Origin of the sequence: Micromonospora sp. DT68, from assembly GCF_049847245.1 — a bacterium.
Taxonomy (GTDB): Bacteria; Actinomycetota; Actinomycetes; order Mycobacteriales; family Micromonosporaceae; genus Micromonospora; species Micromonospora profundi.
The window spans coordinates 164,447-188,004 of sequence record NZ_JBNCNZ010000002.1; the positions used below are offsets into that span (position 1 = coordinate 164,447).

Below are 23,558 nucleotides of genomic sequence, written 5' to 3' on the forward strand. Positions count from 1 at the left end.
GTCGCCCCGCAAAGCCGGCAGATCGCCGGACGCTTGTGGTCCGGCGCGGGCCGGGCCGGTGCCGGACCGACGCCCTAGGATCAGCGGCATGACTCCCGAAGAGGTCGGCGCTCGGCTGGTCGCGCTGCTCGCGCCGGTCGAGGCGACCCCGTCGGTCTCCGGCGGGCAGCAGTACGCCCGGGCCACCGTCGACGTACCCCCGTCGAGCTGGTCGGCCGCGGTGCGCGCAGCACGCGACGACACCGAGCTGGCCTGCGACTACTTCGACTGGCTGTCGGCGGTGGACGAGCTGGCCGAGGGCTTCGACGTGGTGGCTCATCTCTGGTCGACGCGGCTGCGGCACGGCGTGCTGCTGCGCACCCGGCTGCCGCGCGAGGCGCCGACGGTGGCCTCGGTGGTCGACGTCTACCCGGGTGCCGCCTGGCACGAGCGGGAGACCCACGAGATGTTCGGCATCGGCTTCGACGGCCACGGGGAACTGCGACCGCTGCTGCTGCCGCCGGAGTTCGAGGGCCATCCGCTGCGCAAGGAGTTCGTGCTCGCCTCCCGGGTGGCCAAGCCCTGGCCCGGAGCGAAGGAACCGGGCGAGTCGGAGGCCGGCGGTGGCCGTCGACCGATCCGCCCGCCGGGCGTGCCCGCCCCGGGTGAGTGGGGGACCGTCCCCACCCCTGCGGGTGCGGGCGGCGTGGGAGAGGGGCCGCGCGGCGGCACCCCGGCTCGACCAGCCGGTGAGCGGCCCGCCCGTCCGGCACCGGGGGCCCGTCCGGCGCGTACCCCCCGGGCCGCCGCCCCTGCCGACGGCCGGGCGCCGACCGGCAAGCCGGCGCCCGGCGCGGGCCCGGCCGCCGGCGAGCCTGCACCCGGCGCGGGCCCGGCCGCCGGCGAGCCCGGGGCCGACGCTGCCGCGCGTGACGGGGCCGGGCCGGGCGCGAGCGCGGCGGACCAGCCCGTGCCGGGCGGCGGGCCGGTAGCGGACCCGCCAGGACGCGACGACCGCACCGACCACGACGGGGGTACGCCCTGATGCCGCTCTGGGTGGAGTTGGTGCTCCGGATCGGCGGCGTGGTTGTCGCGTTCCTCACGCTGCCGCTGCTTGTCGGTCAGGCCGAGCACAAGGTGATGGCCCACATGCAGGGTCGCCTGGGCCCGATGTACGCGGGCGGCTTCCACGGCTGGGCGCAGCTCGTGGCCGACGGCGTCAAGTTCGTCCAGAAGGAGGACATCACACCGCGTGAGGCGGACCGGGCGGTGTTCCGGCTGGCGCCGGCGGTGGCGCTCGTGCCGTACCTGCTGGTGCTGCTCGTCATCCCGCTCGGCCCGAACGACCTGGTCGGGCAACCGTTGGACATCGGCCTGTTCTTCGTGCTGGCCGTTGTCGGCGTCGGTGTGGTGGCGGTGCTCATGTCGGCGTGGGCGTCGGCAAACAAGTACAGCCTGCTTGGTGGGCTGCGCGGGGCCGCACAGTTGCTCGGCTACGAACTGCCGCTGGTGCTGGCGGCGGCCTCGGTGGCGATGGCGGCGGGCACGCTGAGCCTGTCCGGCATCGTCGAGGCGTGGCAGCCGTGGTGGCTCATCTGGCAGGCGCCCGCGATGATCATTTTCTTCGTGGCCGGGCTGGCCGAGATCCGCCGGCCGCCGTTCGACATGCCGGTGGCCGACTCGGAGCTGGTGTTCGGCTACATGACCGAGTACACGGGTCTGCGCTTCGCGTTCTTCCTCCTCGCCGAGTACGTGGGCATCGTGGTGATCGCCGCGCTGACCACTGTGCTGTTCCTCGGCGGTTGGCAGGGCCCGTTCGCCGACGACCAGCTGGGTTGGCTCTGGACGTTGCTCAAGGTCTTCGCCGTCGCATTCGTGATCATCTGGCTGCGGGTGTCGTACCCGCGTCTGCGCGAGGACCAGCTCCAGCGGCTCTGCTGGCTGGTGCTGGTGCCGGCCGCCCTGGCCCAGCTGGTCCTCACGGCAGCTGTCCGTGTAGCCCTGTAACCCAAGCCCACCCCCGCCCTCGCCCCGCCCCCACCCCACCCCACCCCACCGCGCCGATCTTGCACTTTCTGCCTCGACAAAATGTGGCCAACCAGGCATACCGGCGTCACAAAGTGCAAGATCGCGGAGGTGGCGGGGTGGTGGCGGCGCGGTGGGGTTGGGGCTCAGCGCAGCGGGGTGTGGGCCGGGTCTACCGGCTCGGCCGGGGGCGGGGGTGGGGTGCCGTCGCCGAAGGGGCGGCCACCGAGGGCTTCCCGACCGTGCGGGGTGAGCCAGTTGGACAGGTCGGGGCCGAGCGGGACGATCCCGGTCGGGTTGATGTCCCGGTGCACCTCGTAGTAGTGCCGCTTGATGTGGTCGAAGTCGATGGTGTCGCCGAACCCGGGGGTCTGGAACAGGTCCCGGGCGTACGCCCACAGCACCGGCATCTCGCTCAGCTTCTGCCTGTTGCACTTGAAGTGGCCGTGGTAGACCGGATCGAACCGGACCAGTGTGGTGAACAGCCGCACGTCGGCCTCGGTGATGGTGTCGCCGACCAGGTACCGCTGGTCGGTCAGCCGCGCGGTCAACCAGTCCAGCCTGTCGAAGAGCCTGTGGTACGCCTTCTCGTACGCCTCCTGGCTGCCCGCGAACCCACACCGGTAGACACCGTTGTTGACGTCGGCGAACACCGCGCCGTTGACCTCGTCGATCTGCTCCCGCAGGTGCTCGGGATACAGCTGCGGCGCGCCCGCACGGTGGTAGGCCGTCCACTCCGTGGAGAGGTCGAGGCTCATCTGCGCGTAGTCGTTCGTCACCACCTGCCCGGTCGGCACGTCGACGATCGCCGGCACCGTGATGCCCCGCTCGTAGCCGGGGAAGCGCTTGAAGTACGCCTCCTGGATGCGTTCGATGCCGAGCACCGGGTCCCGCCCGCCGGGGTCGAGGTCGAAGGTCCAACTGCGGGCGTCGTGGGTCGGGCCGGCCACCGCCATCGAGATGGCGTCCTCAAGGCCGAGCAGCCGCCGCACGATGATCAGGCGGTTGGCCCACGGGCAGGCTCGGCTGACCGCCAGCCGGTACCTGCCCGGCTCGACCGGATAGCCGTCCCGCCCGTCCATGGTGATCCGGGTGGCGATGTAGCGCTGGTCCCGGGTGAACTCGCCGCCCGGCTCGACGTATTTGCCGCCTGTTTCCTCGCCCACGTCGCCCTCCTGGTCAGGTCAGTGTCTGTTCCCATCCTTACTGATCTCCAACCTGTTGATGCGGTGAGCCCGGCTACCCTGCCGTCATGACGGATGTCCAGGCGGCGGCGCGCCGCTTCGTCGCCGACGTGTGGAACGCCCGCCAGGAGGAGTCGGCGTACGAGTTGATCGCCGACGAGTGCCCCGGGCTGGGCGGCACCGGGCCGGAGGCGACGCTTGCCTGGCACCGCGAGCGGCGGGCGGCCTTCCCGGACCTGCGCTACAAGATCGTGGACGTGGTGGCCGCCGGTGAGCGGGTCGCCGTGCACTGGCGGGCGGCCGGCACCCACGCGGGCCAGTTCGGGCCGGTGCCTCCGACCGGTCAGGTGGTCAGCTACTCGGGTGCGACGTTCCTGCGGTTCGACGCGGCGGGCCGGATCGTCGAGGTGTGGAGCTGCACCGAGCTGTTCCAACTGCTCCAGCAGCTCGGCGTCGAGATGCTGCCGCCGGTCGGCGGGTTCACCGCCCCCGGGGCGTGAGCCGCTCTCGGCGTCGGCCACAGTCCCGCCGCAGACCTGCGGGGGGTGGTCGCGCGCGCCGGTGCCACAGGGCAGGATGGTCGACATGACCGACCCCAGCGAGCACGGCGACCCGGCCGGCGACGCCAGCGAGCGCGGCCTGCCCGGCGCGGGCCTGGTAAAGGGGCTGGCGGTCACCTTCAAGACGATGACCAGCCGCTCGACCACCCAGCAGTACCCGGACGTCGCCCCCGAGCTGCCGCCCCGCTCGCGTGGCGTGATCGCCCTGTCGGAGGAGAACTGCACGGTCTGCATGCTCTGCGCCCGCGAGTGTCCGGACTGGTGCATCTACATCGACTCGCACAAGGAGGAGGTGGCGGTGCCCGGCGCCGCCCGCCCCCGCCAGCGCAACGTCCTCGACAAGTTCGACATCGACTTCTCCCTCTGCATGTACTGCGGCATCTGCATCGAGGTCTGCCCGTTCGACGCGCTCTACTGGTCGCCGGAGTTCGAGTACGCCGAGTACGACATCAAGGACCTGCTGCACGACAAGGCCCACCTGGGCCAGTGGATGGCCACGGTTCCACCGCCGCCCGCCCACGACCCCAACGGCGAGCCGGCGAAGGAGGAGACAGCGGCCGCGCGCAAGGCCGCCGTGCGTCCGGCCCCTTCCGCCGTACGCCCCGAACCGGGTTCCGCGTCGTGACACCGCGAACGGCGGATCGCGCCGGGAGGGGGGCCCGGTGACCGGGGCGGACGTGCTGCTGCTCGCCCTGGGCGCGGTCGCGGTCGGTGCCGGGGTGCTTGTGGTGACCACGAAGCACCTGGTCCGGGCCGGGCTCTACCTTGTGGTGTGTCTGGGCGCCCTGGCCGGTGACTATCTGGTGCTCGGCGCCGAGTTGGTCGCCTGGGTGCAGGTGCTGATCTACGTGGGCGCGGTGGTGGTGCTGCTGTTGTTCGCGGTGATGCTGACGCGGGCCCCGATCGGAGCGTCCGACGATCTGGACCGGCCCGGCTGGCCGGCCGCGCTGATCGGTGGTGGCGCCGGCCTGGGCCTGAGCGTCCTGCTTGTCGACGCGTACCGGTGGAGCACAGTCGCGCTGCCCGACACGGGCACCGCCGAACGGCTCGGCGAGCAGATCTTCGCCTCGTGGGTGCTGCCGTTCGAGGTGCTCTCCGTGCTGCTGCTGTCCGCCCTGGTCGGCGCTGTGGTGCTGTCCCGGCCGGACATCGGCCGGCAGGCCCCGCCCGGCGACGGGACGGGTACGGCGGCCGAGGTGGACTCCGGGGGTCGCCGGTGAGGCCGGTCATCCCGTACGTCACCGCCGCGCTGCTGTTCGGCCTCGGCGTGTACGGCGTGCTGCGCCGTCGCAACGCCGTGCTGGTGCTGATGTCGGTCGAGCTGATGCTCAACGCGGTGAACCTCATCCTCGTCACCGCCGACACGACTGCCCGTGCGGTGCTGCCGCACTCCGGTCAGGTCTTCGCGTTGTTCGTCATCGTTCTCGCCGCCGCGGAGATCGGAGTGGGGTTGGCGATCGTCCTTCAGCTCTACCGTCTGCGGGCGACAGTGGCGGTGGACGAGGTGCCGCTCACCGAGCCCGCTGACCCGCCGGAGGCCGGCGCTGGGCGGGAGCCGGCCACCGCGGGCCCGGAGGTGGGCCGGTGAGCGGGCTGCTCGGGGCATTGCTGCCCGCCGTACCGCTGGTGGCAGGTCTGGTCGGGCTGCTGCTGCCGCCGGCCCCACGCGATCCGGGCGGGGGTGAGCGGGCGCGGCGGGTGGCAGTGGCGCTCGGGGTCGCCGGTGCCGCCGTCGCGCTGGCGCTGGCCGTCGCGCTGCTTGTCACAGTCGACTCCCCGACGGAGACCTCGACGACCTGGATCGACCTCGGCGGGTTGACGGTGACCCTCGGCGTACGCCTGGACGGCGCCGCCGCACTCGTCGCCGTCGCTGTCACAGCTGTCGCGCTTGCCGTGCAGGTCTACTCGATCGGCTACCTGCGGCGCGGTCCACACGACGACGTCGACGTCGACCACCGCTACCCGCCGTACGCCGCCCAGATCAGCCTCTTCACCGCCGCCATGCTGCTGGTGGTCGTCGCGGGTGACCTGGTGATGCTGCTTGTCGGCTGGGAGGTGATGGGCCTCTGCTCGTACCTGCTCATCGCCCACGACCGGCGACTGCCCGGCGCTCCGGCCGCCGCCATGAAGGCGTTCCTGGTGACCCGGGTCGGCGATGTGGGCTTCCTGCTCGGCATCGCGCTGCTCGGCGTGTCGGCGGGCAGTTTCCGGATCGCCGACGTGCTCGCCCACGACCACTCCGGCGCGACCCTGACCGCCGCCGGTCTGCTGCTGCTGGCCGGGGTTGCCGGCAAGAGCGCCCAGTTCCCGCTGCACACCTGGCTGCCGGACGCGATGGCCGGACCGACGCCCATCTCCGCGCTGATCCACGCCGCGACGATGGTCGCCGCCGGGGTGTACGCGGTGACCCGGCTCTACCCGCTGTTCACCGCCGCACCGGTGACGCTGACAGTGCTCGGCGTGATCGGTTCGATCACCCTGCTGCTCGGCGCGCTGGCAGCCACCGCGCAGGACGACATCAAACGGGTGCTGGCCTGGTCGACCGTCTCCCAGTTGGGCTACATGACCGGCGCGCTGGCTGTCGGTTCGCCGTCGGCAGCGCTGTTCCACCTGCTCACCCACGCGGCGTTCAAGGCGTTGCTGTTCCTCGCGGCGGGCGCGGTGATCCACGCGGTGGGCACCACCCTCATGTCGGAGATGGGCGGGCTGCGCCGCAGCATGCCTGTGACGTTCTGGTGCACCGTGGTGGGCCTGGGCGCGCTGGCGGGGGTGCCTCCGCTGGCCGGCTTCTGGAGCAAGGACGGCGTGCTGGCGGTCGCCGAGTCGGCCGCCCTGGAGGGCACCGGCCCGGCGCCGTCGTGGGTGGGCTGGCTGGTCTGGCTCGCCGGGCTCGTGGGCGTGGCGATCACCGCCTGGTACGCCGGCCGACTGCTGCTGCGAGCCTTCTTCGGCGCTCCCCGGCTGCCGCTGGTCCAGCCGCACGACCCGCCGGCCGTCATGCGGTGGCCGGTGCTGCTGCTGGCCGTGCCGGCCGCGCTGCTCGGCCTCGCCGGGTTCGTCGGGGCGTTCGCCGACCGGCTGCGGTTCGCCACAGTGCCGGTGGCCGGTGCCGAGGACGGTCTGGTCCACATCGGGCCGGGGCTGTTGCTGCCGCTGGCGTTGCTGCTGGCCGGGGCGGGGCTGGTCTGGCTGGGCTGGCGGCGGGACACCACCGCCGACCCGGCGGGCGCGCTGGGTCCGCTGCGGCCGGTCTTCGCCAGCGCGTTCCGGCTCGACGACGTCCAGCACACACTTGTCGTACGTCCCGTCCGGGCGCTTGCGCGCGCCGCGCGTACCGGTGACGAGTCGGTAGTGGACGGCGCTGTCGAGGGCAGTGGGCGGGTCGCGTCCGGGCTGGGCGCCGGGCTGGCCGCGCTGCACCGTGCGGCGTTGCCCCGCGCGGCGGCCGGTGTGCTTGCCGGTGCGCTGCTGATCGGCCTGGCGGCGGCCCTGATCGGGGTGGCCCGGTGAGTGCGAGGAGTGAGCCGGTGTTGCGAGCCCCGCAGTCGCGAACGAAGGTGGCCCGGTGAGCGCGAGGAGTGAGCCGGTGTTGCGAGCCCCGCAGTCGCGAACGAAGGTGGCCCGGTGAGTGCGAGGAGTGAGCCGGTGTTGCGAGCCCCGCAGTCGCGAACGAAGGCGACGCCATGAGTATTGGCCAGGTGTTGCTTGTTGCGGTGCTGGTGGTGCCGGCGCTCGGCGCGGTAGCGGTGGCGGCGACGCCCCGGGACCGGGCGGCCCGGCTGGTGGGCACTGTCGCGGCGGCGCTGACCCTGCTGGCCGCGGTACCGCTGGTGTTCGGGGGCCGGGGGTGGTTCGCCTGGTCGGCGGGCACGCCGGCGGTGCGCCCGTGGCATCAGGTGGACCTGCAGTGGGTGCCCGGCCTGGACCTGCGCTTCCACCTCGGCGTCGACGGGATCTCCTGGCCGCTCGTGGTGTTGACGGCGCTGCTCACGCTGCTGTGCTGCGCGTACACGATGTGGCGGGTGCCCGAGGGCGGCAGCGGCCGGTCGCTTGTGGCGTTGCTGCTTGTGGTCGAGGTGGGCATCCTGGGCACCTTCCTCGCCCTGGACCTGGTGCTGTTCTTCCTCTTCTTCGAGGTCGTCCTCCTGCCGATGTACGCGATCATCGCCGGCTGGGGTGGTGCGGACCGGCGGCGGGCAGCCCGGAAGTTCGCGCTCTACACGCTGTTCGGGTCAGTGCTGCTGCTGGTCGGCGTGTACGTCGTGGTCGCCGCCGCAGGCACCGCCGACGTGGTGGCGCTTACCGGTGGCGGTGGGCTGTCCCGGGGCACCCAGTTGGCAGCGTTCACGCTGCTCGCGTTGGCGTTCGCTGTGAAGAGTCCGCTCTGGCCGCTGCACTCCTGGCTGCCCGACGCGCACACCCAGGCGCCGACGGTGGGCAGCATCGTGCTGGCCGGGGTGCTGCTCAAGATGGGCACCTACGGCCTGATCCGGGTGGCGGTGGGGGTGGCACCGGAGGGTGCGCGGTGGGCGGCGCCGGTGTTGGGCGTGCTGGCCGTCGCCGCCATCCTGATCGGTTCTCTCGTCTGCCTCGCCCAGACCGATGTGAAGCGGCTCATCGCGTATTCGAGCGTGGGGCACATGGGTTTCGTGCTGCTGGGCGTCGCCACGTTGACGGCCACCGGCATCCAGGCCGCGCTGATCGGCAACATCGCGCACGGTGTCATCACCGGCCTGCTGTTCTTCCTGGCCGGGGCGGTGAAGGACCGTACCGGCACTGGCACGCTGGCCGACCTGTCCGGGCTGCGGGAGACCGCGCCCCGCCTGGCCGGTCTGCTCGCGTTCGCGGCTGTCGCGTCGCTCGGCCTGCCCGGGCTTGCCGGCTTCTGGGGGGAGGCGTTCGCTGTGGTCGCTGCGGTGCAGGTGGGCGGACCGCTGTGGACCACCCTCGGGGTGCTGGCGGCGGTCGGTGGCGCGCTCACCGCCGCGTACTTCCTGCGGTTGTTGCGTCAGGTCACCCACGGCCGGCCGAGTCCGGCGGTGGGTCGGTCCGGGCCCGGCCTGGCCGGCGCGGAAGTGACAGCGTGGGCACCGCTGGTGCTGCTCGCGCTTGCCATCGGGCTGGTCCCGGCGCTGGTCCTGGGCGTCGCCGAGGCGCCTGTCGACGCGCTGATCGGGGTGGTGGCTCCGTGAGCGCGAGGAGTGAGCCGGGTTTGCGAGCCCCGCAGTCGCGAACGAAGGTGGCCCGTGAGCGCGAGGAGTGAGCCGGTGTTGCGAGCCCCGCAGTCGCGAACGAAGGTGGCCCCGTGACCATGGTGCAGAGCGTGGACAGCGTGGCGCTGCTGCCCGGATACCTGGCGGCAGGCACCGCCGTGCTCGTCCTGCTCACCGATCTGCTGCTGGCCCGGCCACGGGCGACGATTGTGGTGGCCGCGCTCGGCGCGGCAGGCACCGCCGTCGGCTCCGCTCTGGTCGGCGCGGGGGAGCAGCGGCGGACGTTCTGTGTCGGCGCCGACTGTTCCTGGATCTTCGGTGGTCGGGCGGCTCTTGTCGGCGCGGTGGTGGCACTGCTCACCCTTGCTGTGCTCGGGTTGTCGGTGCCGGCGCTGCGGGCCGGGCGGTCGCCGGTGGGGGAGTTCTGCTTCCTGCTCGCCTGCTCGATGACCGGCGGCGTGGTGCTCGGCGCAGCGGGTGACCTGATCACCCTGATCGTGGCCCTGGAGACGCTTACCCTGCCGCTGTACGTGCTTGTCGGCCTGCGCCGGGGCAGCCTCGCCAGTGCCGAGGCGGCGGTGACGTTCTTCGTGGTGAGCGTGGTGGCCACCACGCTGACCTTGCTCGGTGCGGCCCTGCTGTACGCGGTGACCGGCGGGCTGCACCTGGACCGGCTCGGCGCGTTGCTCGCAGATCGGCCGGAGCTGCGGGATCTGCCGCTTACCACCGCGGCCGTGGCGCTGCTGCTGCTGGGGCTGGCGTTCAAGGTGGCGGCGGTGCCGTTCCACGCCTGGGCACCGGCAACGTACGACGGGGCGCCGCTGCCGGTGGCCGCGTACCTGTCGACGGCGTCGAAGCTGGGTGGGCTGGTGGCGCTGCTGGCTGTGGTGCAGCGGGCGTTGCCGGCGGACCAGACGGGCCCGGTGCTCGCCCTGTTGGCGGTGCTCACGATGACCGTCGGCAACCTGGTGGCGCTGCGCCAACGGCGTACCGTCCGGCTGCTCGCCTGGTCGTCGGTGGCCCAGGCCGGCTACATCCTCGCTCCGCTCGGCGCGTTGGCGCTGGTCGCCGGCCGCACGGGCGAGGCCCGGTCCGCCGCGTACGCCGCCGCGATGGCGTACGCGGTCTTCTTCGTGGTGTTGGAGTTGGCGGCGTTCGCCGGGGTGGTCGCGTTGCGCCCGGTGGGTGCGGACGGCGGCACGCTTGCGGACCTGCGGGGAGCGGCCCGCCGGCACCCGTGGCGGGGAACTGCTCTCGGTCTCGCCCTGGTGGGCCTGGCCGGCCTACCGCCAGGGCTGGCCGGGTTGTTCGCGAAGGTGACTGTGGTCCGGTCGCTGCTTGACGGCGGCGGCGCCTGGCTGGCGCTCGTGGTGGCCGTGAACGCGGTGATCGGGTTGGCGTACTACCTGCGGGTGACCGCCGCGCTCTGGGCCTCGCCGCGCCTCGCCGCTCCTGCGGGTCCGAGCGGCGTGGCGGCCGTACCCGTGGTGGGTGTGGTGCTGGCGGTGGCGACGGTGGCCGCCGTGGTGCTCGGCGTCGCCCCCCAGTTGGTGCTCGACCTGGCCGGTCGCTGACCCGAAACCTGCTCCGACCTGGGGATGTCTCAGTTAACTCTCAGCGTTGAGATGGATGGTTGGTGGGTACCGGGTTGTTGAACCGGTCGACGGATCCCGGAGATCCGTGCACCGAAGGAGTGATCGTGCACCACAACCGTCTGAAGACCGCCGCGCTGCTCGGCCTGCTCACCTCGCTGATCCTCGTGGTGGGCTACTGGTTCGGCGGCAGTGGCGGCCTGGTCATCGCTGTCGTCGTTTCGCTCGTCATGAACGGCGTTTCCTACTTCTACTCCGACAAGATCGCTTTGCGCTCGATGGGGGCGCAACCGGTCAGCGAGGCACAGTTCCCCGAGCTGTACCGGATGGTGCGGGAGTTGGCGACCGAGGCCCGGCAGCCGATGCCGCGCCTGTACGTCAGCCCCACGGCGCAGCCCAACGCGTTCGCCACGGGTCGTAACCCGCAGAACGCGGCTGTCTGCGTCACCCAGGGCATCACGGAGATTCTCGACTACCGCGAGTTGCGGGGTGTGATCGGGCACGAGCTGTCACACGTCTACAACCGGGACATCCTGATCTCCAGCGTGGCGGCCGGCCTCGCCAGCATCATCACCCTGCTGGCGAACCTCGCGTTCTTCATTCCGCTGGGCGGCGGGGACGACGAGGACCGGCCCAACCCGGCAGTGCTGCTGCTCACCCTGATCCTGGGGCCGATCGCGGCAAGCATCATCCAGTTGGCGATCAGCCGGAGCCGCGAGTTCCAGGCGGACGCCTCGGGTGCCGCGCTGACGCGTGACCCGCTGGCCCTGGCCAGCGCCCTGCGCAAGATCGATGCGGTGGCGCGGCGTCGGCCGCTGCCTGCCCAGGGCCAGCTCACCAGCACCGCGCACCTCATGATCGCCAACCCGTTCCGGGGTGGTGGCGTCTCGGCGCTCTTCGCCACCCACCCGAAGATGGAGGATCGGGTCGCCCGGCTGGAGAAGATGGCCGCCAACTCGGGGCCGGTGCAGTTCCAGCGCTGACCCGCTGACGTTCGACACTCCGCCCGTACCCGGTCACCGGGTGCGGGCGGAGCTGTGTCTCGGCCGATATCCGGTACCAGCCCACCGATCGACGGCGTTAGGGTCGTTACGGCTCACGCTCATTACAATCTCGGAGGTCCACGGTGGCAGCGCTGCGTCAGTACCTAGGCGTCTGGCGGATCCCCGGTGCTCCCATGTTGCTGGTCGCCGGCATCATCGGGCGGCTCGGGATCGGCATGACCCCGCTGGCGCTGCTGCTGGTGGTCGAGCAGGTGACCGGGCGGTACGCTCTCGCCGCCGTGGCGGGCGGGATCTACGCCGTCTCCGGCGCTGCGCTCAGCCCCGTGGCCGGGCGGATCGCCGACCGGGTCGGCCCGACCCCCGTCCTGCTTGTCACCGCCGTCGCCCACCCGCTGGCGCTCACCGGACTGCTGCTGGCCAGCCGGGCGGGCGACGACGGCCTGCCGGTCATCTACCTGGCGGCCGGCGTCGCCGGTGCGACGTACCCGCCGCTCAGTGCCGCCATCCGCGGGGCCTGGAACGAGCTGACAAGCCTCAACTCCGGCCGATACGCCCTGCGTAACACCGCACTGGCCGCCGAGACCTCGCTCTTCGAGATCGTCTTCGTGCTCGGGCCGCTGCTCGTGGCCGGCTTCGTCATCTTCGCCGACGCTGCCGCCGCGCTGATCGGAGCGGCAGTGGTCACCCTGGTCGGCACGACCGCCGTGGCCCTCGGTCGGGTCATGCGCGGCTGGCGTCCGCACCCGCGTGAGCACCACGCCCGAGGGCTCGGCCCGCTGCGGGTAGCCGGCTTCCCGGCCCTGCTTGTCTGCGTGGCAGGCCTCGGCATCGCGTTCGGCGCCGCAGGTGTGACAGTCCCCGCGTACGCCGGCAACTCCAGCGCCGACGACCCGGAGAGCCTCGCCGGGATCCTGCTGGCGGTCTGGGGTGTCGGCAGCGCGATCGGCGGGTTCTGGTTCGGTGTCCGCCGGCCGGCCGCGAACATGACCCGACAGTTCGCGCTGCTGCTCGCCGCAGTGGCCGGCTCGTTCCTGGTGTTCGCGGTGATGCCCACACCACTGGCGCTTGGCGTCGCGCTTGTCATCGGCGGGGCCACCATCGCACCCGCGCTGACCCTGGAGAACACCCTGGTCGGCCGGATCGCGCCGACGGGCATGCTGAACGAGGCGTACACCTGGGTGGTCACCGTGGCCGTGGCGACGAGCGCCGTCGGCGGCGCGGGAGCCGGCCTGATCGTGGATCACGGCGGCGGCGTGCCGTGGGCCTTCGTGTTCGCCGGGGCGGCGGTCGCCGTCGCGGCAGTGGTAGCCGCACTGCCCGCCGGGCCCATCGCCCGAGCGGAAACCGCGACGGTACGCGCCGACGAACCAGTCGCCGTCTGACCGGTTGTTATCGGCTTTCGTGGTCGCCGTCGTCTTGATCGACTCGGCTTCCGTGAAATCGCGGCATCCCGGTAGCCAGGACACCTCGATTTCCAGGAACCCGAGTCGATCTCATCGGCAAACGGGTGCCTGGTCCCCCGCGAAGGGCAGCGGACAGCAGGCGCTGCCCGCGCAGGCGACCAGATCGTCACAGCCGGCCGAGATCGCCGCCAGCAGGGAGTCCCGGACAGCGGTGAGGTCGGCAAGCCTACGTTCCACCTCGGCCAGCTTCGCCGTGGCCCGGGCCGACAGGCCGGTACGTGCGCGGGGACGCCGGCCCGCGCCGAGCAGGTCAGTGACCTCATCGAGAGTGAAGCCGAGACGCTGCGCCGTCTTGATGACCCGGATCCGGGTGACCGATTCCGCAGGGTAGAGCCGATGCCCGCCCGGCGAGCGCCTGGGCGCGGCGAGCAGCCCACGACGCTCGTAGTAGCGCAAGGTCTGCGGATTCACCTCGGCAGCGTCCGCGAGTTGACCACTGCGCAACCCGTCGCGTGGGCGCGTGGCCGCGGGCGGGTCTGCGGGTGTCGGCGCGCTGCTTTCGGTTGGGGGCGTGCCGTGGGGCGTGTGCGTGCTGCTTTCGCGTGGGGACGTGCCGTCGGGTGGGTGCGTGTTGCTTGCGGCTGGAGGCCTGCCGTGGGGCGTGTGCGTGCTGGGTTTGGCTGAGGGCGTGCGGTCGGGTGTGGCTCTGCCGGCTGCGCGTACCCGGTTGGCGAGGGCGTCGAGGATGCCGACGCGCGACTCTGGCACCTGAACATCGAAGGTCACCGCGTCCGGGCCGTGCCGCGTGACGTCGAAGGTGAAGAACGAGCAGCACGCCGACTCTCGCGCGCTCAGGTCCCGTGCGGTGTGCTCGGCCTCCGCCGTACCGGTCAGGTGTAGTCGCAGGTGTCGTGCCGACGGCCGGTCGAGCCGCCGGACGGCCTCGGCGAAGAACCTGTCGAACTCGGCGAGGCGGACAGGCCGCTCAACTGTGGGCAGGCGGCAGGACTCGGGAACCCACGTGTCGTCGGCCGCTGGGTGCTCGTCGGTCACCATCCGACGGTAAGCCCGTACCCGGGTACCGGATGCAAGCCTTAGCCCGTCGCCGTCGACGTACCCATGTTGCGACTGCTGGCGACGGCGGCCGTGGTGTCGGTTGCCGGCGTGCCGCTGATCTGCCGCCTTGAGCCGGTCCAGCAGACTGGCCACCATGGCCAAGCTGCTGTACTCAGCGACCGCGTCACTCGACGGCTACATTGCCGGGCCGGGCGGAGACATGTCGTGGCTGACCGAGCACCTCACCGGCGAGAACGCGACAGCCGAACGTCTGCTGGCGAACGTCGGCGCCATCCTGGCCGGCAACCGCACCTTCGGCGGCGACGACCCCAACCGCGGCACCGACAGTGAGGGAGCGTTCGGAGGCCAGTACCACGGACCGGTGTTCGTACTCACCCACCGACGGCCGGCCGAACCACCCGAGGACGTCACGTTCGTCGGTGACCTGCGCAGTGCCGTCGCGCAGGCCAAGGACGCTGCCGGCGACAGATACGTGAACGTCCTCGGCGCGGACGTCGCCAGGCAGTGCCTCCGCGCCGGGCTGCTCGACGAGGTGCTGATCTTCTTTGCGCCGGTGCTGCTCGGAGACGGGGTCCGCATGTTCGACGACCCGGGCGGCGCGCAGGTGCGACTGGCGCCGATGCCCGGCGAAACCGCGCACTGGTACAGCGTCATCCGCTGACAGAGTGGCCCGACCCGCCGTCCAGCCTGCTTCGCCTCCGGCGGCGGCCGGACCTGACTAGCGGTAGTTGGTGAACTGGAGGGCGACGCCGAAGTCCTCACCCTTGAGCAGCGAGATGACCGCCTGGAGGTCGTCGCGCTTCTTGCCGGTGACGCGCAGCTGGTCGCCCTGGATCTGGGCCTGGACGCCCTTGGGGCCCTCGTCACGGATCTTCTTGCTGATCGCCTTGGCCTTGTCGGTCTCGATGCCCTGGATCACCTTGCAGTCGATCTTGAAAATCTTGCCGGAGGGCCGAGCCTCGCCGGCATCCAACGACTTCAACGAGATGTTCCGCTTGACCAGCTTCTCCTTGAAGACGTCCAACGCGGCGCGGACCCGCTCCTCGGTCTCCGCCTGCAAGCCGATCGCCTCCTCACCCGACCAGGAGATCTCCGCGCCCGTACCGCGGAAGTCGAACCGCGTCGAGAGCTCCTTCTCCGCCTGACGGAGGGCGTTGTCGACCTCCTGACGGTCAACCTTGCTCACGATGTCGAAAGACGGGTTCGCTGGCATGCGTCTGCTCCTGCTGTCCGGCGGTCTGGTCCTACCATCGGCCGCCGACCAGCGGCACGACCCCCTGACCGTACCCGGTTGCGCCGGTCCCGGGGTGAGCCGCTATCCTTGCTTCCGCCGCCGCGTTGCGACGCGGTGGGGTGCCCTGGCGGGTTGCCCGAGCGGCCAATGGGAGCGGACTGTAAATCCGTCGCGAAAGCTTCAGAGGTTCGAATCCTCTACCCGCCACCAGGTGCAGACACGGCCCCTGACCAGCAGAGATGCTGATCGGGGGCCGTCGCCGTTGATCTGGCTGAGTCCAGCGGTTGCCGACTGGTCGTGGGCAGATCGTTGACGGGTCGATCTTGTGCCCCTTGGTGCCCGACGGGCACGCCTGCTACCACTTCCGACGCCAGTCGAGGCATCCCGGAGGCGCCATCGAAAGGTAGGCGCTCAGGTGTCAACGGCCCACCTCGACAGGCGTTGACACCTGGACAGCTGACGGCGGCCTGTTTCAATCATCGCGTGACGATGCGTTGGGTTGGCGGCAGTGTCGGCGGTGGCTTGGTCGCCGTCGCATTGGCGATGAGCGTTGTGGGTGTCTGGAGAGGCGTGGCCTGGTACTTATTCATCGCGTTTCCGTTAGCGGTGGCCGGGGGCGCCTCGTCGGGCGGGCGATCGGGATGGGGGCGCCAGCTCGGTCGAGATGATCGCACACGTCGGCCCGTCACTGCGGTTGGTAGACGACCGCCCGGACGACACCAGAATCCTGGCGGATCCACCCAGCGATGCGACCCTGGTCATCGAGGTCGACGACCTCGCCCTGTCTGCTGATCCCGGCGAGGCTGAGGTCGTGCAGGACGCCGCGCCGCCAGAGCGCTGGCCGGGCGAAGTTGTCGGGTGCGGTGGACATGGCCAGGATGTCGCCGCTGTTGTTGATTGCCCGCGGCTCGGTGGTGTTGCCGCCGAGGGTGCCGATGTCCATGGCGCGGCCGTTCCGCCAGAGGATTCCGCGCGGGTACTGCTGGGCCGAGAACTGCCAGCCGATCGTCCAGCCGAGGTCGTTGAGGGCGTACGTGTTGCTGCGGTTGAAGGGGCCGGCGCCGAGGTCTGTGCCGCGTCCAAGGTGCCACAGGGCGGCGTGGAAGCCGTCCGGCGGGTGTAGTACGCCGCCGGAGACCTGGCTGCTCTCGTTGATGTCGGACACCGCGTCCAGGGGCAGGGGCCGGACGTGGCCGTTCGTCCACAGGACGGGACCTGTGTCGCCGCTGCCGACGATCTGGCCGCGGTCGTTGATCGCCACGGGCGCGGCGGTCAGGCCGACCAGTGGCCGCAGGACACCTTGGTGCCAGATGTGTGGGCCTAAGCCGCCGTCACGGGTGCCGATGACCTGGCCTTGGTTGTTGACGTCGGTGGGTGCGAAGGCGCCGAGGTCGACCATTTGGCCCAGGTGCCAGAAAAAGCCGCGGTAGGTGCCGTCGGCGGCCTGCGAGCGCCCGACCACGTCGCCGAGGTCGTTCATGGCGCTGGCGTGGCTGTTGTCACCGCCCAAGGTTCCGAGGACCACCATGCGATAGGCCGGTGCTGCGGCGGTGGGTACCTGGATGGGCGCGGCGGTCAAAGCGGCCGCGAGGAGGGTGTTGGCGAGCACGGATGGCACGGGACGGCTCCCTCCGGAGTATCGCCGGGCGAGGTGCGCTCAGCGTAGGCGCGTCTTGCCGTTGCGCCGGGTTGCCGTCACGTAGCGGACAGCAGCTCGCAGAGGTTGAAGTCGCGGTGCTGCCGCGCCTCGTCGACTTGTGTGCGGAGGACGCGGACGTCCGCGACGAGACGGCGGCTGGTCTCGCGGCGTCGATGGTGTCCGCACCAGCCGCCACGAGCAGCACGGCCTTTGCCAAAGGATAGGAAGGAGGTGGGCAGTGTCGTTCCTGGTCGTCGCCAAGATCCACATCCCGCGTCGAACGGGTTCGGTCGCTTGCTTGTGCCGAGCCCGTTAGAGGGTATGGTGGTCGATGCGTGGACCCGCGTCGATGCGCCTCCATGCCGTTCCGGAAATCACGGAACGTAACCGGTTGTGATTGGGCCGGCGGGTGCTCCAGTGCCCTGGGTGAATTGTGCTGAAGGTCGCATCAAGCGCTCTGTGAAGCGCTGATGTCGCAGGAAGGGGCCCTGATCTGGCCCAGCTTGTCGAGGCGGAGTGGGCCGAAGGGTGCAACCTCGCGAACGCTCGGACGGGTCCAGCCCTCACCGCTTTTCTGCGTACCGACCGTGTGGCACGATCGTGGAATCTCCACCATCCCTGTGACACTTCCCCGACAGGAGCAAACATGTCTGGTCGAAGGCTGGGCCGGCTGCTCGGCTCGCTCCTCTTGCTCGCTGCTGTCCTCGGTGGACTGCAGGGCGCCGGCTCCCTGTCCGGCGGTAAGGCTCAACTGGCCGATGTCGTCTGGGGCGCGAGTCAGGGCGACGTGGTCTGGGGCGCGGGCCAGGACGGTGACGTTGTCTGGGGTTCGAGCCAGGGTGACGTCGTCTGGGGCGTCGACGCCCGGTAACTGGCGCGGTCGCCGCCCGTGAGGGCAGCACCAGCGGGCGGCGTCTCTTCGAGGGAGCGGTATGGCCAGGCGTGACCAACGACGCAAGTCCACGGACCACGCTTGGTTTATCACCGGCCCGCTGGCTCTGCTCGCAGTCCTCTGTTGCACCGCCATCAGCGTCATCTCCGATGAGCCGTTCGGCAACTGGGGTCTGGCGTTCCTGATCTTCCTGGCGATGGCGGGCATCAGCATTCCGGTGCTGAACTTCGTCGTCCGCCGGCAGTCGGTGGGCGTGACGCTCACCGAGATCCCCCTCGTCGTGGCGTTGTTCTTCCTGCCGCCGCTGACCGTTGTCCTGATCTACACGCTCGCCTCGTTGATCTGGAGCGCCACGCAGCGCTTCCCACCGGCGAAGTTCTGGTTCAACGTCGCCAAGGCCGCGGCGGCCACGTCGATTGCCAGCCTGTTGCTCCTGCGGCTGCCGTCGCTTGACGACGTGGGTCCTGGCACGTGGGGCAGCCTCTTCCTCGCGGTGAACACCATCACGCTGGTAAGCCTCATCTCGGTTGTCGGCGTCCATGTGCTCCTGCAGGGCTGGCAGGCTGGCCGGGAGGCCCTACGGACCACACCGTCGGTGTTCCTGACCACCTCGATCAACGCGTCCGTCGGCCTGCTCGTCCTGATCGCGCTGGAAGCGACGTGGTGGTCGGCGTTGCTGCTTGCTGCCCTCTTCGCCGCTCTCGCCCTTGTCTACCGGTCCTACGCCCAGTTCTTCCGGCAGCACCGCACCCTCACCGGCATGTACGACCTGGCGCGGCTGATCACCACCAGTGGCGCCGACGCGGCACTCGCCGATGTCCTGCTCGACCGGGTTCGTGCCCTCATGCAGGCGGAGTCCGCCACCCTCTGGCTGCCCGCCCAGGGCCGGCATCCGGAGGTGCTGTTGACGGCCCGGGTCGACACACCGGGGTTGCTGGACGTCGCCCCGACGCCGGCGATCCTGCGGGTGCGGGCGCGCGATCTTGCGAAGACGTTGTCGATGGGGCGTCTGCTCGGCGACGAGAGCGCCCTGCGCCGCGAGATCAGCGCCCGTGAGATCAAAGACGTGATCGTGGTGCCGCTGCGCTCCGGGCAGGCCGTGATCGGCACCCTGGAGGTGGCGAACCGGCTCAGCGACATCGGCCACTTCGCCCCCGGCGACATCCCCATCTTCGAGACGGTGGCGGCGCACGCGGCGGTCGCGCTGGAAAATTCGCGGCTTGTCGACCGGCTGCGGCACGACGCGTACCACGACACGTTGACGCGGCTGCCCAACCGCCGCCGGATCATCGCGGCGCTTGACGAATCGGCCAAGATCGGGGCGCCCGACGAGGTGGTGGCGCTGCTGCTGTTCGACGTCGACGGGCTGCGACAGGTGAACGAATCCCTCGGCCACGCGGCAGGCGACAAGGTCCTCGTCGAGGTCGCCAACAGGTTGCGGGCCAGCGCGCCGTCGTCGGCCCTGGTCGGCCGGGTCGGCGGCGACGAGTTCCTGGTGACGCTGCGTCTGGAGAGCGCCGAAGCGGCGTTGGAGCTGGCCGGTCAACTGCGGGACCAGATCCGCGACGAAATGGTCTTCGACGCGCTCACCCTCGACGTCAACACGGCGGTCGGTGTCGCCGTACACCCGGATCATGGCAGCGATGCCGCGACCCTGTTGCTGCGGGTGGACTTGGCGGCGACCGCCGCCAAGTCGGTGCCGGGCAGCGTGCAGCTGTTCAACCCGGCGCTGGAGTCCCGGTCGCTGCGCCGGTTGGGTCTGGCCGGCGATCTGCGCCGGGCGCTCGACCAGGGCGAGCTGGAGGTCTACTTCCAGCCCAAGGTGACACTGCGGGACCGGCGGCTGGTGGGTGTGGAGTGCCTGGCCCGGTGGGAGCATCCCACCCACGGCACTGTCGCCCCCGAGGACTTCGTGGCGGTGGCCGAGCACACCGGCCAGCTGAGCCGGCTCACCGAGGTGGTGCTCCGCGAGGGGTTGCGGCGGAGCCGGGACTGGGCCCAGGCAGAGCAGGCGCTGCCCATCGCTGTCAACCTCGCCGCCCGTACGCTCACCGACCGGCACTTCCCGGACCGGGTGCAGGAGCTGTTGACCGAGTACGGGGTGCCGGCGCAGCGCCTCACCCTGGAGATCACCGAGGCGGGGGTGCTGGACGGCACCGACCGGCCCATTCCGACACTGCACCGGCTGCGTGATCTCGGCGTCCGGCTGTCGGTGGACGACTTCGGCACCGGCGACTCGTCGCTCGCCCACCTGCGCCGGCTGCCCGTGCACGAGGTGAAGGTGGACCGCTCCTTCGTGCAGGGCATGGCGACCGACCCGGGTGACCTGGCGATCGTCAACGCGGTGGTGACGCTCTCTCAACAGTTCGGCCTGGCCGTGGTCGCCGAGGGCGTGGAGAGCGAGCTGACCCTGGAGCTTCTCCAGGACATCGGCTGCGAGATCGGTCAGGGCTTCCTGTTCAGCCGGCCGCTGCCGTACGAGCGGCTGGCGGCCTGGTTCGGTGCTCAGGCCGACCCCGAAGCGATCTCCGGTACGGAGCTTCCGCGCCTTCGTGTCGTGCCCTGAGCTGGGCGTAGAGGATCACCGGGGATCCGATTTCACCTGCCGGCAGGTGCCGTGTACTCTTACTTCTGCGCGCCTCCCGGGGAGATCGCGCAGGCCCCCTTAGCTCAGTCGGCAGAGCGTCTCCATGGTAAGGAGAAGGTCTACGGTTCGATTCCGTAAGGGGGCTCGAGGGTTCAGCTGGACCCACCGCGGCGGTGTAGCTCAGATGGCAGAGCAAGCGGCTCATAATCGCTGTGTCGCCGGTTCAAGTCCGGCCACCGCTACTCTCGTCTTCCGGGCTCGTTCCCGGTGGTCGTGAACCCGGGCGCCAATGGCGCCCACTTTGCATGTCCGCGCAGTCAGCGTCTAGGCTGACGCGTCGTAGTTGTTTCCGTTAGCGAGGAAGGCACTCCGCCGTGGCGAAGGCTACCGATGTCCGGCCGAAGATCACTTTGGCGTGTGTGGAGTGCAAGGAGCGCAACTACATCACGCGCAAGAACCGCCGGAACGACCCCGACCGCATCGAGCTGAAGAAGTTCTGCCCGCGTGACGGTCGGCACACCGTTCACCGCGAGACCCGCTGACTCGTGGCCGGCTTCGCGCCGGCCACCGTCGCAAGCTTTCCGATCGCCGATCTGACCGGTTCGACGCGGCTTGACCGCCGTCGACCGCCCAGGTCGGCGATCGTTTTGTACGTGTAGGTTCGCGGCATGTCTCTGGACCCTTCCTTCGTCGGCCGGACGTATCCGCCGACGGCCCCCTATCAGGTGGGCCGAGAAAAGATCCGTGAGTTCGCCACCGCCATCGGCGCCACCGATCCGGCCTATCACGACCCGGCGGCTGCCCAGGCCCTGGGCCATCCGGACGTGGTCGCCCCGCCGACCTTCCCGGTGATCGTCGCGGGAGCGGCGAACCAGCAGATCTTCGAGGACCCGGCGTTGGGCGTCGACTACAGCCGCGTGGTGCACGGTGACCAGCGTTTCGCGTACGCCAGGCCGGTCGTGGCGGGCGACGAGCTGGTCTGCACGAGCACCATCGAGGACGTCACCACCCGGGGCGGGCACGGCTTCCTGACCACCCGTACCGACGTGAGCACCGTCGCCGGTGAGCCGGTGGTCGCCGTCTGGACCAAGATCGTCGTACGCGGGGAGGCCTGAGATGGATTTGCCAGCCAAGACGTTCCGGGTGACCCGCGCCGACCTGGTCCGCTACGCGGGCGCCTCGGGGGACTTCAACCCGATCCACTGGAGCGACAGGGTCGCCACGAAGGTGGGGCTGCCCGGCGTGATCGCGCACGGCATGTTCACAATGGCGCTTGTCGGCCGGGCGGTCACCGAGTGGGCCGGCGCGCCCGACGCGGTGGTCGAGTACGGGGTGCGGTTCACCCGGCCCGTGGTGGTCCCGGACGACGACGAGGGGACCGAGATCGAGGTGTCCGCGGTGGTCCGCGAGGTGACCGAGGACGGCCTCACCCGGCTCGATGTGACCGCCACCTGCCTGGGGGAGAAGGTGCTCGCGCAGGCGCGGGCGACCATCCGGACGGCTCGCTGAAACAGACCCGCCACGCGTGGCGGGTAGACCGGTTGGGAAAGTCGGGCGGGTACCCGTACACTGGTCCGCCGTGGGGCAAGTGACCCCTGCTCGGTCGTCTGTGGCCGCGTGGGGCGAGTGTTGCCGCACAGGGGTGTAGCTCAATTGGCAGAGCAGCGGTCTCCAAAACCGCAGGCTGCAGGTTCAAGTCCTGTCACCCCTGCGCCTCAGGCCTGACCGTTCCCGTGGGTCGCGCCGCCGACATGGCGGCGTCCGGCCCGTGGTGGTGGCATCGGCGGGGTGGTTCCGAGGCAATCGGGCCCCCGGTTGATCCACCGGCCGCGGCCCGTCGCGGGACGGTTGGGCCCGGCCGGCGTGACCAGCGCCGCGTACGCCACCCGGCGTGCGACCCGAGATTCCGCGACGGAGGGCGAAGTGGCCGACAACAAGCGGCGCGGCGACGACGACGGCGACGATCGTCTGGACGACGAGATCGTCGACGAGGCAGCCGACGACGACGCCACCAGCGCGGAGGACGAGCCGGTCTCCCGGGGCGGCACCGCGACGCGGTCGCGCGCCCGGGCCGAGTCGGCGGACAGCCGGCCGACCACTCGGTCGGAAACGTCCCGGGTAGGCGTGTTCGGACGCATCGCCCGGTTTTTCCGCGAGGTCGTTGCCGAACTGCGTAAGGTCATCTGGCCGACGCGCAAGGAGCTGCTGACCTACACCGGGGTGGTGGTGACGTTCGTCGCGGTGATGCTGACGATCGTTGCCCTGCTGGATTACGGGTTCGCCAAGGTCGTGCTGTTTGTCTTCGGCAACTCGGACTGACCGGCTGCCTCCAGAGCCGATAGTGACGGAAGTGAGCGAGCGTGCCTGAGTACGACGAGACCGCCGGACCGGTGGACGAGCAGTCCACCGTCGCGACGGCGGCTGGTGACGAGTCGGTTGAGGCCGCCAGCGAGCCGGAGTTCCCCACCACCGAGCCTGCGCCGGACGAGGAGTACGACCCGGTCGCCGAGCTGAGGCAGAAGCTGCGCTACGCACCGGGCGACTGGTACGTGGTGCACTCGTACGCCGGCTACGAGAACAAGGTGAAGACCAACCTCGAGACCCGGATCACGAGCCTCGACATGGAGGACTTCATCTACCAGGTCGAGGTGCCGACCCGGGAAGAGGTCGAGGTCAAGAACGGTAAGCGTTCTCAGATCCAGGCCAAGGTCTTCCCGGGCTACATCCTGGTCCGGATGGAGTTGACCGCCGAGTCCTACTCCTGTGTCCGCAACACCCCGGGCGTGACCGGCTTCGTCGGCGCGACGGACCGGGCTGACCGGCCCGCGCCGCTCTCCCTCGACGAGGTGCTGAAGTGGCTGGCGCCGGCGGTCGAGACCGAGCAGAAGAAGGCGAAGCCGGAGGTCAAGGTCCTCGACTTCGAGGTCGGTGACTCCGTCACCGTCACCGACGGCGCGTTCGCCTCGCTGCCGGCCACGATCAGCGAGATCAACGCCGACCAGCAGAAGCTCAAGGTGCTGGTGTCGATCTTCGGTCGGGAAACCCCGGTGGAGCTCAACTTCAACCAGGTCGCCAAGATCTGATCCGGTCGTGGGGGGGGGGGGCGCCCCGCCCCCACCGACGGCGAAGGCCAACCCCGCGAACACCGGCGGCGCGGCGGGCGCCGGCG

The 23,558-nt window shown here is 70.7% G+C and carries 22 protein-coding genes, 4 tRNA genes and 1 pseudogene; 23 read left to right on the forward strand and 4 right to left on the reverse strand.

Annotated elements, in window-relative coordinates:
- Window positions 1-88 precede the first annotated feature (88 nt).
- Together ACPXB1_RS03945 and nuoH are read left to right on the forward strand one after the other, a co-directional pair.
- Window positions 89-685: pseudogene (locus ACPXB1_RS03945) on the forward strand (NADH-quinone oxidoreductase subunit C); the annotation flags it as partial.
- 338 nt (window positions 686-1,023) lie between these two features.
- On the forward strand, window positions 1,024-1,986 hold the full coding sequence (gene nuoH / locus ACPXB1_RS03950) for an NADH-quinone oxidoreductase subunit NuoH (RefSeq protein ID WP_053654030.1): 963 nt from the start codon (window positions 1,024-1,026) through the stop codon (window positions 1,984-1,986).
- Between the two features lie 164 nt (window positions 1,987-2,150).
- On the opposite strand, the gene ACPXB1_RS03955 is transcribed toward nuoH, so the two are convergent.
- Window positions 2,151-3,170 (reverse strand): glutathione S-transferase family protein, encoded by a 1,020-nt coding sequence (locus tag ACPXB1_RS03955; RefSeq protein WP_355589486.1) that lies wholly within the window; start codon window positions 3,168-3,170, stop codon window positions 2,151-2,153.
- A gap of 86 nt (window positions 3,171-3,256) precedes the next feature.
- Here ACPXB1_RS03955 and ACPXB1_RS03960 point away from each other — a divergent pair, with 86 nt between their 5' ends.
- The 9 genes from ACPXB1_RS03960 (at window position 3,257) to ACPXB1_RS04000 (ending at window position 12,939) form a co-directional block, all read left to right on the forward strand.
- Window positions 3,257-3,688, forward strand: coding sequence for an ester cyclase (locus ACPXB1_RS03960; protein ID WP_355589484.1), 432 nt, complete (start codon window positions 3,257-3,259; stop codon window positions 3,686-3,688).
- Window positions 3,689-3,773: 85 nt separating this feature from the next.
- A complete protein-coding gene (locus ACPXB1_RS03965) occupies window positions 3,774-4,373 on the forward strand; it encodes a NuoI/complex I 23 kDa subunit family protein (RefSeq protein ID WP_425734821.1) in 600 nt (199 codons plus the stop codon).
- Between the two features lie 37 nt (window positions 4,374-4,410).
- Complete coding sequence (locus ACPXB1_RS03970) at window positions 4,411-4,968, forward strand: NADH-quinone oxidoreductase subunit J family protein (protein WP_355589482.1); 558 nt, start codon at window positions 4,411-4,413, stop codon at window positions 4,966-4,968.
- A complete protein-coding gene (gene nuoK / locus ACPXB1_RS03975; RefSeq protein WP_355589480.1) occupies window positions 4,965-5,336 on the forward strand; it encodes an NADH-quinone oxidoreductase subunit NuoK in 372 nt (123 codons plus the stop codon). Before ACPXB1_RS03970 ends, nuoK begins: the two co-directional genes overlap by 4 nt.
- Window positions 5,333-7,258: an NADH-quinone oxidoreductase subunit L gene (locus ACPXB1_RS03980; RefSeq protein ID WP_355589478.1), complete on the forward strand. Its 1,926-nt coding sequence runs from the start codon at window positions 5,333-5,335 to the stop codon at window positions 7,256-7,258. The genes nuoK and ACPXB1_RS03980 overlap by 4 nt, the downstream gene beginning before the upstream one ends.
- 173 nt (window positions 7,259-7,431) lie before the next feature.
- A complete protein-coding gene (locus ACPXB1_RS03985) occupies window positions 7,432-8,940 on the forward strand; it encodes a complex I subunit 4 family protein (protein ID WP_425734822.1) in 1,509 nt (502 codons plus the stop codon).
- A 113-nt stretch (window positions 8,941-9,053) separates the two neighbouring features.
- Window positions 9,054-10,535: an NADH-quinone oxidoreductase subunit N gene (locus ACPXB1_RS03990; protein WP_355589474.1), complete on the forward strand. Its 1,482-nt coding sequence runs from the start codon at window positions 9,054-9,056 to the stop codon at window positions 10,533-10,535.
- Between the two features lie 125 nt (window positions 10,536-10,660).
- Entirely contained in the window at window positions 10,661-11,536 is an 876-nt protein-coding gene (gene htpX / locus ACPXB1_RS03995) for a zinc metalloprotease HtpX (RefSeq protein WP_355589472.1), read from the forward strand.
- A 143-nt stretch (window positions 11,537-11,679) separates the two neighbouring features.
- Complete coding sequence (locus ACPXB1_RS04000; protein WP_425734823.1) at window positions 11,680-12,939, forward strand: MFS transporter; 1,260 nt, start codon at window positions 11,680-11,682, stop codon at window positions 12,937-12,939.
- 111 nt (window positions 12,940-13,050) lie between these two features.
- On the opposite strand, the gene ACPXB1_RS04005 is transcribed toward ACPXB1_RS04000, so the two are convergent.
- Entirely contained in the window at window positions 13,051-14,013 is a 963-nt protein-coding gene (locus tag ACPXB1_RS04005) for a MerR family transcriptional regulator (RefSeq protein WP_425734824.1), read from the reverse strand.
- Between the two features lie 157 nt (window positions 14,014-14,170).
- On the opposite strand from ACPXB1_RS04005, the gene ACPXB1_RS04010 reads away from it, so the two are divergent.
- Entirely contained in the window at window positions 14,171-14,698 is a 528-nt protein-coding gene (locus tag ACPXB1_RS04010; protein ID WP_425734825.1) for a dihydrofolate reductase family protein, read from the forward strand.
- A gap of 57 nt (window positions 14,699-14,755) precedes the next feature.
- On the opposite strand, the gene ACPXB1_RS04015 is transcribed toward ACPXB1_RS04010, so the two are convergent.
- Window positions 14,756-15,250, reverse strand: coding sequence for a YajQ family cyclic di-GMP-binding protein (locus tag ACPXB1_RS04015; protein WP_053654008.1), 495 nt, complete (start codon window positions 15,248-15,250; stop codon window positions 14,756-14,758).
- 147 nt (window positions 15,251-15,397) lie between these two features.
- On the opposite strand from ACPXB1_RS04015, the gene ACPXB1_RS04020 reads away from it, so the two are divergent.
- A tRNA-Tyr gene (locus ACPXB1_RS04020) sits at window positions 15,398-15,481 on the forward strand.
- Between the two features lie 475 nt (window positions 15,482-15,956).
- On the opposite strand, the gene ACPXB1_RS04025 is transcribed toward ACPXB1_RS04020, so the two are convergent.
- A complete protein-coding gene (locus ACPXB1_RS04025) occupies window positions 15,957-16,889 on the reverse strand; it encodes a hypothetical protein (protein WP_355631951.1) in 933 nt (310 codons plus the stop codon).
- Window positions 16,890-17,556: 667 nt separating this feature from the next.
- Here ACPXB1_RS04025 and ACPXB1_RS04030 point away from each other — a divergent pair.
- The 10 genes from ACPXB1_RS04030 (at window position 17,557) to nusG (ending at window position 23,472) form a co-directional block, all read left to right on the forward strand.
- A complete protein-coding gene (locus ACPXB1_RS04030; RefSeq protein ID WP_355590432.1) occupies window positions 17,557-17,781 on the forward strand; it encodes a hypothetical protein in 225 nt (74 codons plus the stop codon).
- 61 nt (window positions 17,782-17,842) lie between these two features.
- Window positions 17,843-20,368, forward strand: a complete 2,526-nt coding sequence (locus ACPXB1_RS04035) for a putative bifunctional diguanylate cyclase/phosphodiesterase (RefSeq protein WP_355590435.1) — start codon at window positions 17,843-17,845, stop codon at window positions 20,366-20,368.
- Between the two features lie 93 nt (window positions 20,369-20,461).
- Window positions 20,462-20,534 (forward strand) — tRNA-Thr (locus ACPXB1_RS04040).
- A gap of 24 nt (window positions 20,535-20,558) precedes the next feature.
- Window positions 20,559-20,631, forward strand: a tRNA-Met gene (locus ACPXB1_RS04045).
- 132 nt (window positions 20,632-20,763) lie between these two features.
- The gene (rpmG, locus tag ACPXB1_RS04050; protein ID WP_007073056.1) at window positions 20,764-20,931 is read left to right on the forward strand and encodes a 50S ribosomal protein L33; all 168 of its coding nucleotides are present in this window, start codon (window positions 20,764-20,766) and stop codon (window positions 20,929-20,931) included.
- 126 nt (window positions 20,932-21,057) lie between these two features.
- Complete coding sequence (locus tag ACPXB1_RS04055) at window positions 21,058-21,504, forward strand: MaoC family dehydratase N-terminal domain-containing protein (RefSeq protein WP_355590438.1); 447 nt, start codon at window positions 21,058-21,060, stop codon at window positions 21,502-21,504.
- 1 nt (window position 21,505) lies between these two features.
- Window positions 21,506-21,898 (forward strand): MaoC family dehydratase, encoded by a 393-nt coding sequence (locus ACPXB1_RS04060; RefSeq protein ID WP_355590440.1) that lies wholly within the window; start codon window positions 21,506-21,508, stop codon window positions 21,896-21,898.
- 129 nt (window positions 21,899-22,027) lie between these two features.
- Window positions 22,028-22,100: transfer RNA gene (locus ACPXB1_RS04065), tRNA-Trp, on the forward strand.
- Between the two features lie 212 nt (window positions 22,101-22,312).
- Entirely contained in the window at window positions 22,313-22,708 is a 396-nt protein-coding gene (secE, locus tag ACPXB1_RS04070; RefSeq protein ID WP_053654950.1) for a preprotein translocase subunit SecE, read from the forward strand.
- A 41-nt stretch (window positions 22,709-22,749) separates the two neighbouring features.
- Window positions 22,750-23,472 (forward strand): transcription termination/antitermination protein NusG, encoded by a 723-nt coding sequence (gene nusG, locus ACPXB1_RS04075; protein ID WP_053653972.1) that lies wholly within the window; start codon window positions 22,750-22,752, stop codon window positions 23,470-23,472.
- Window positions 23,473-23,558: the final 86 nt, after the last annotated feature.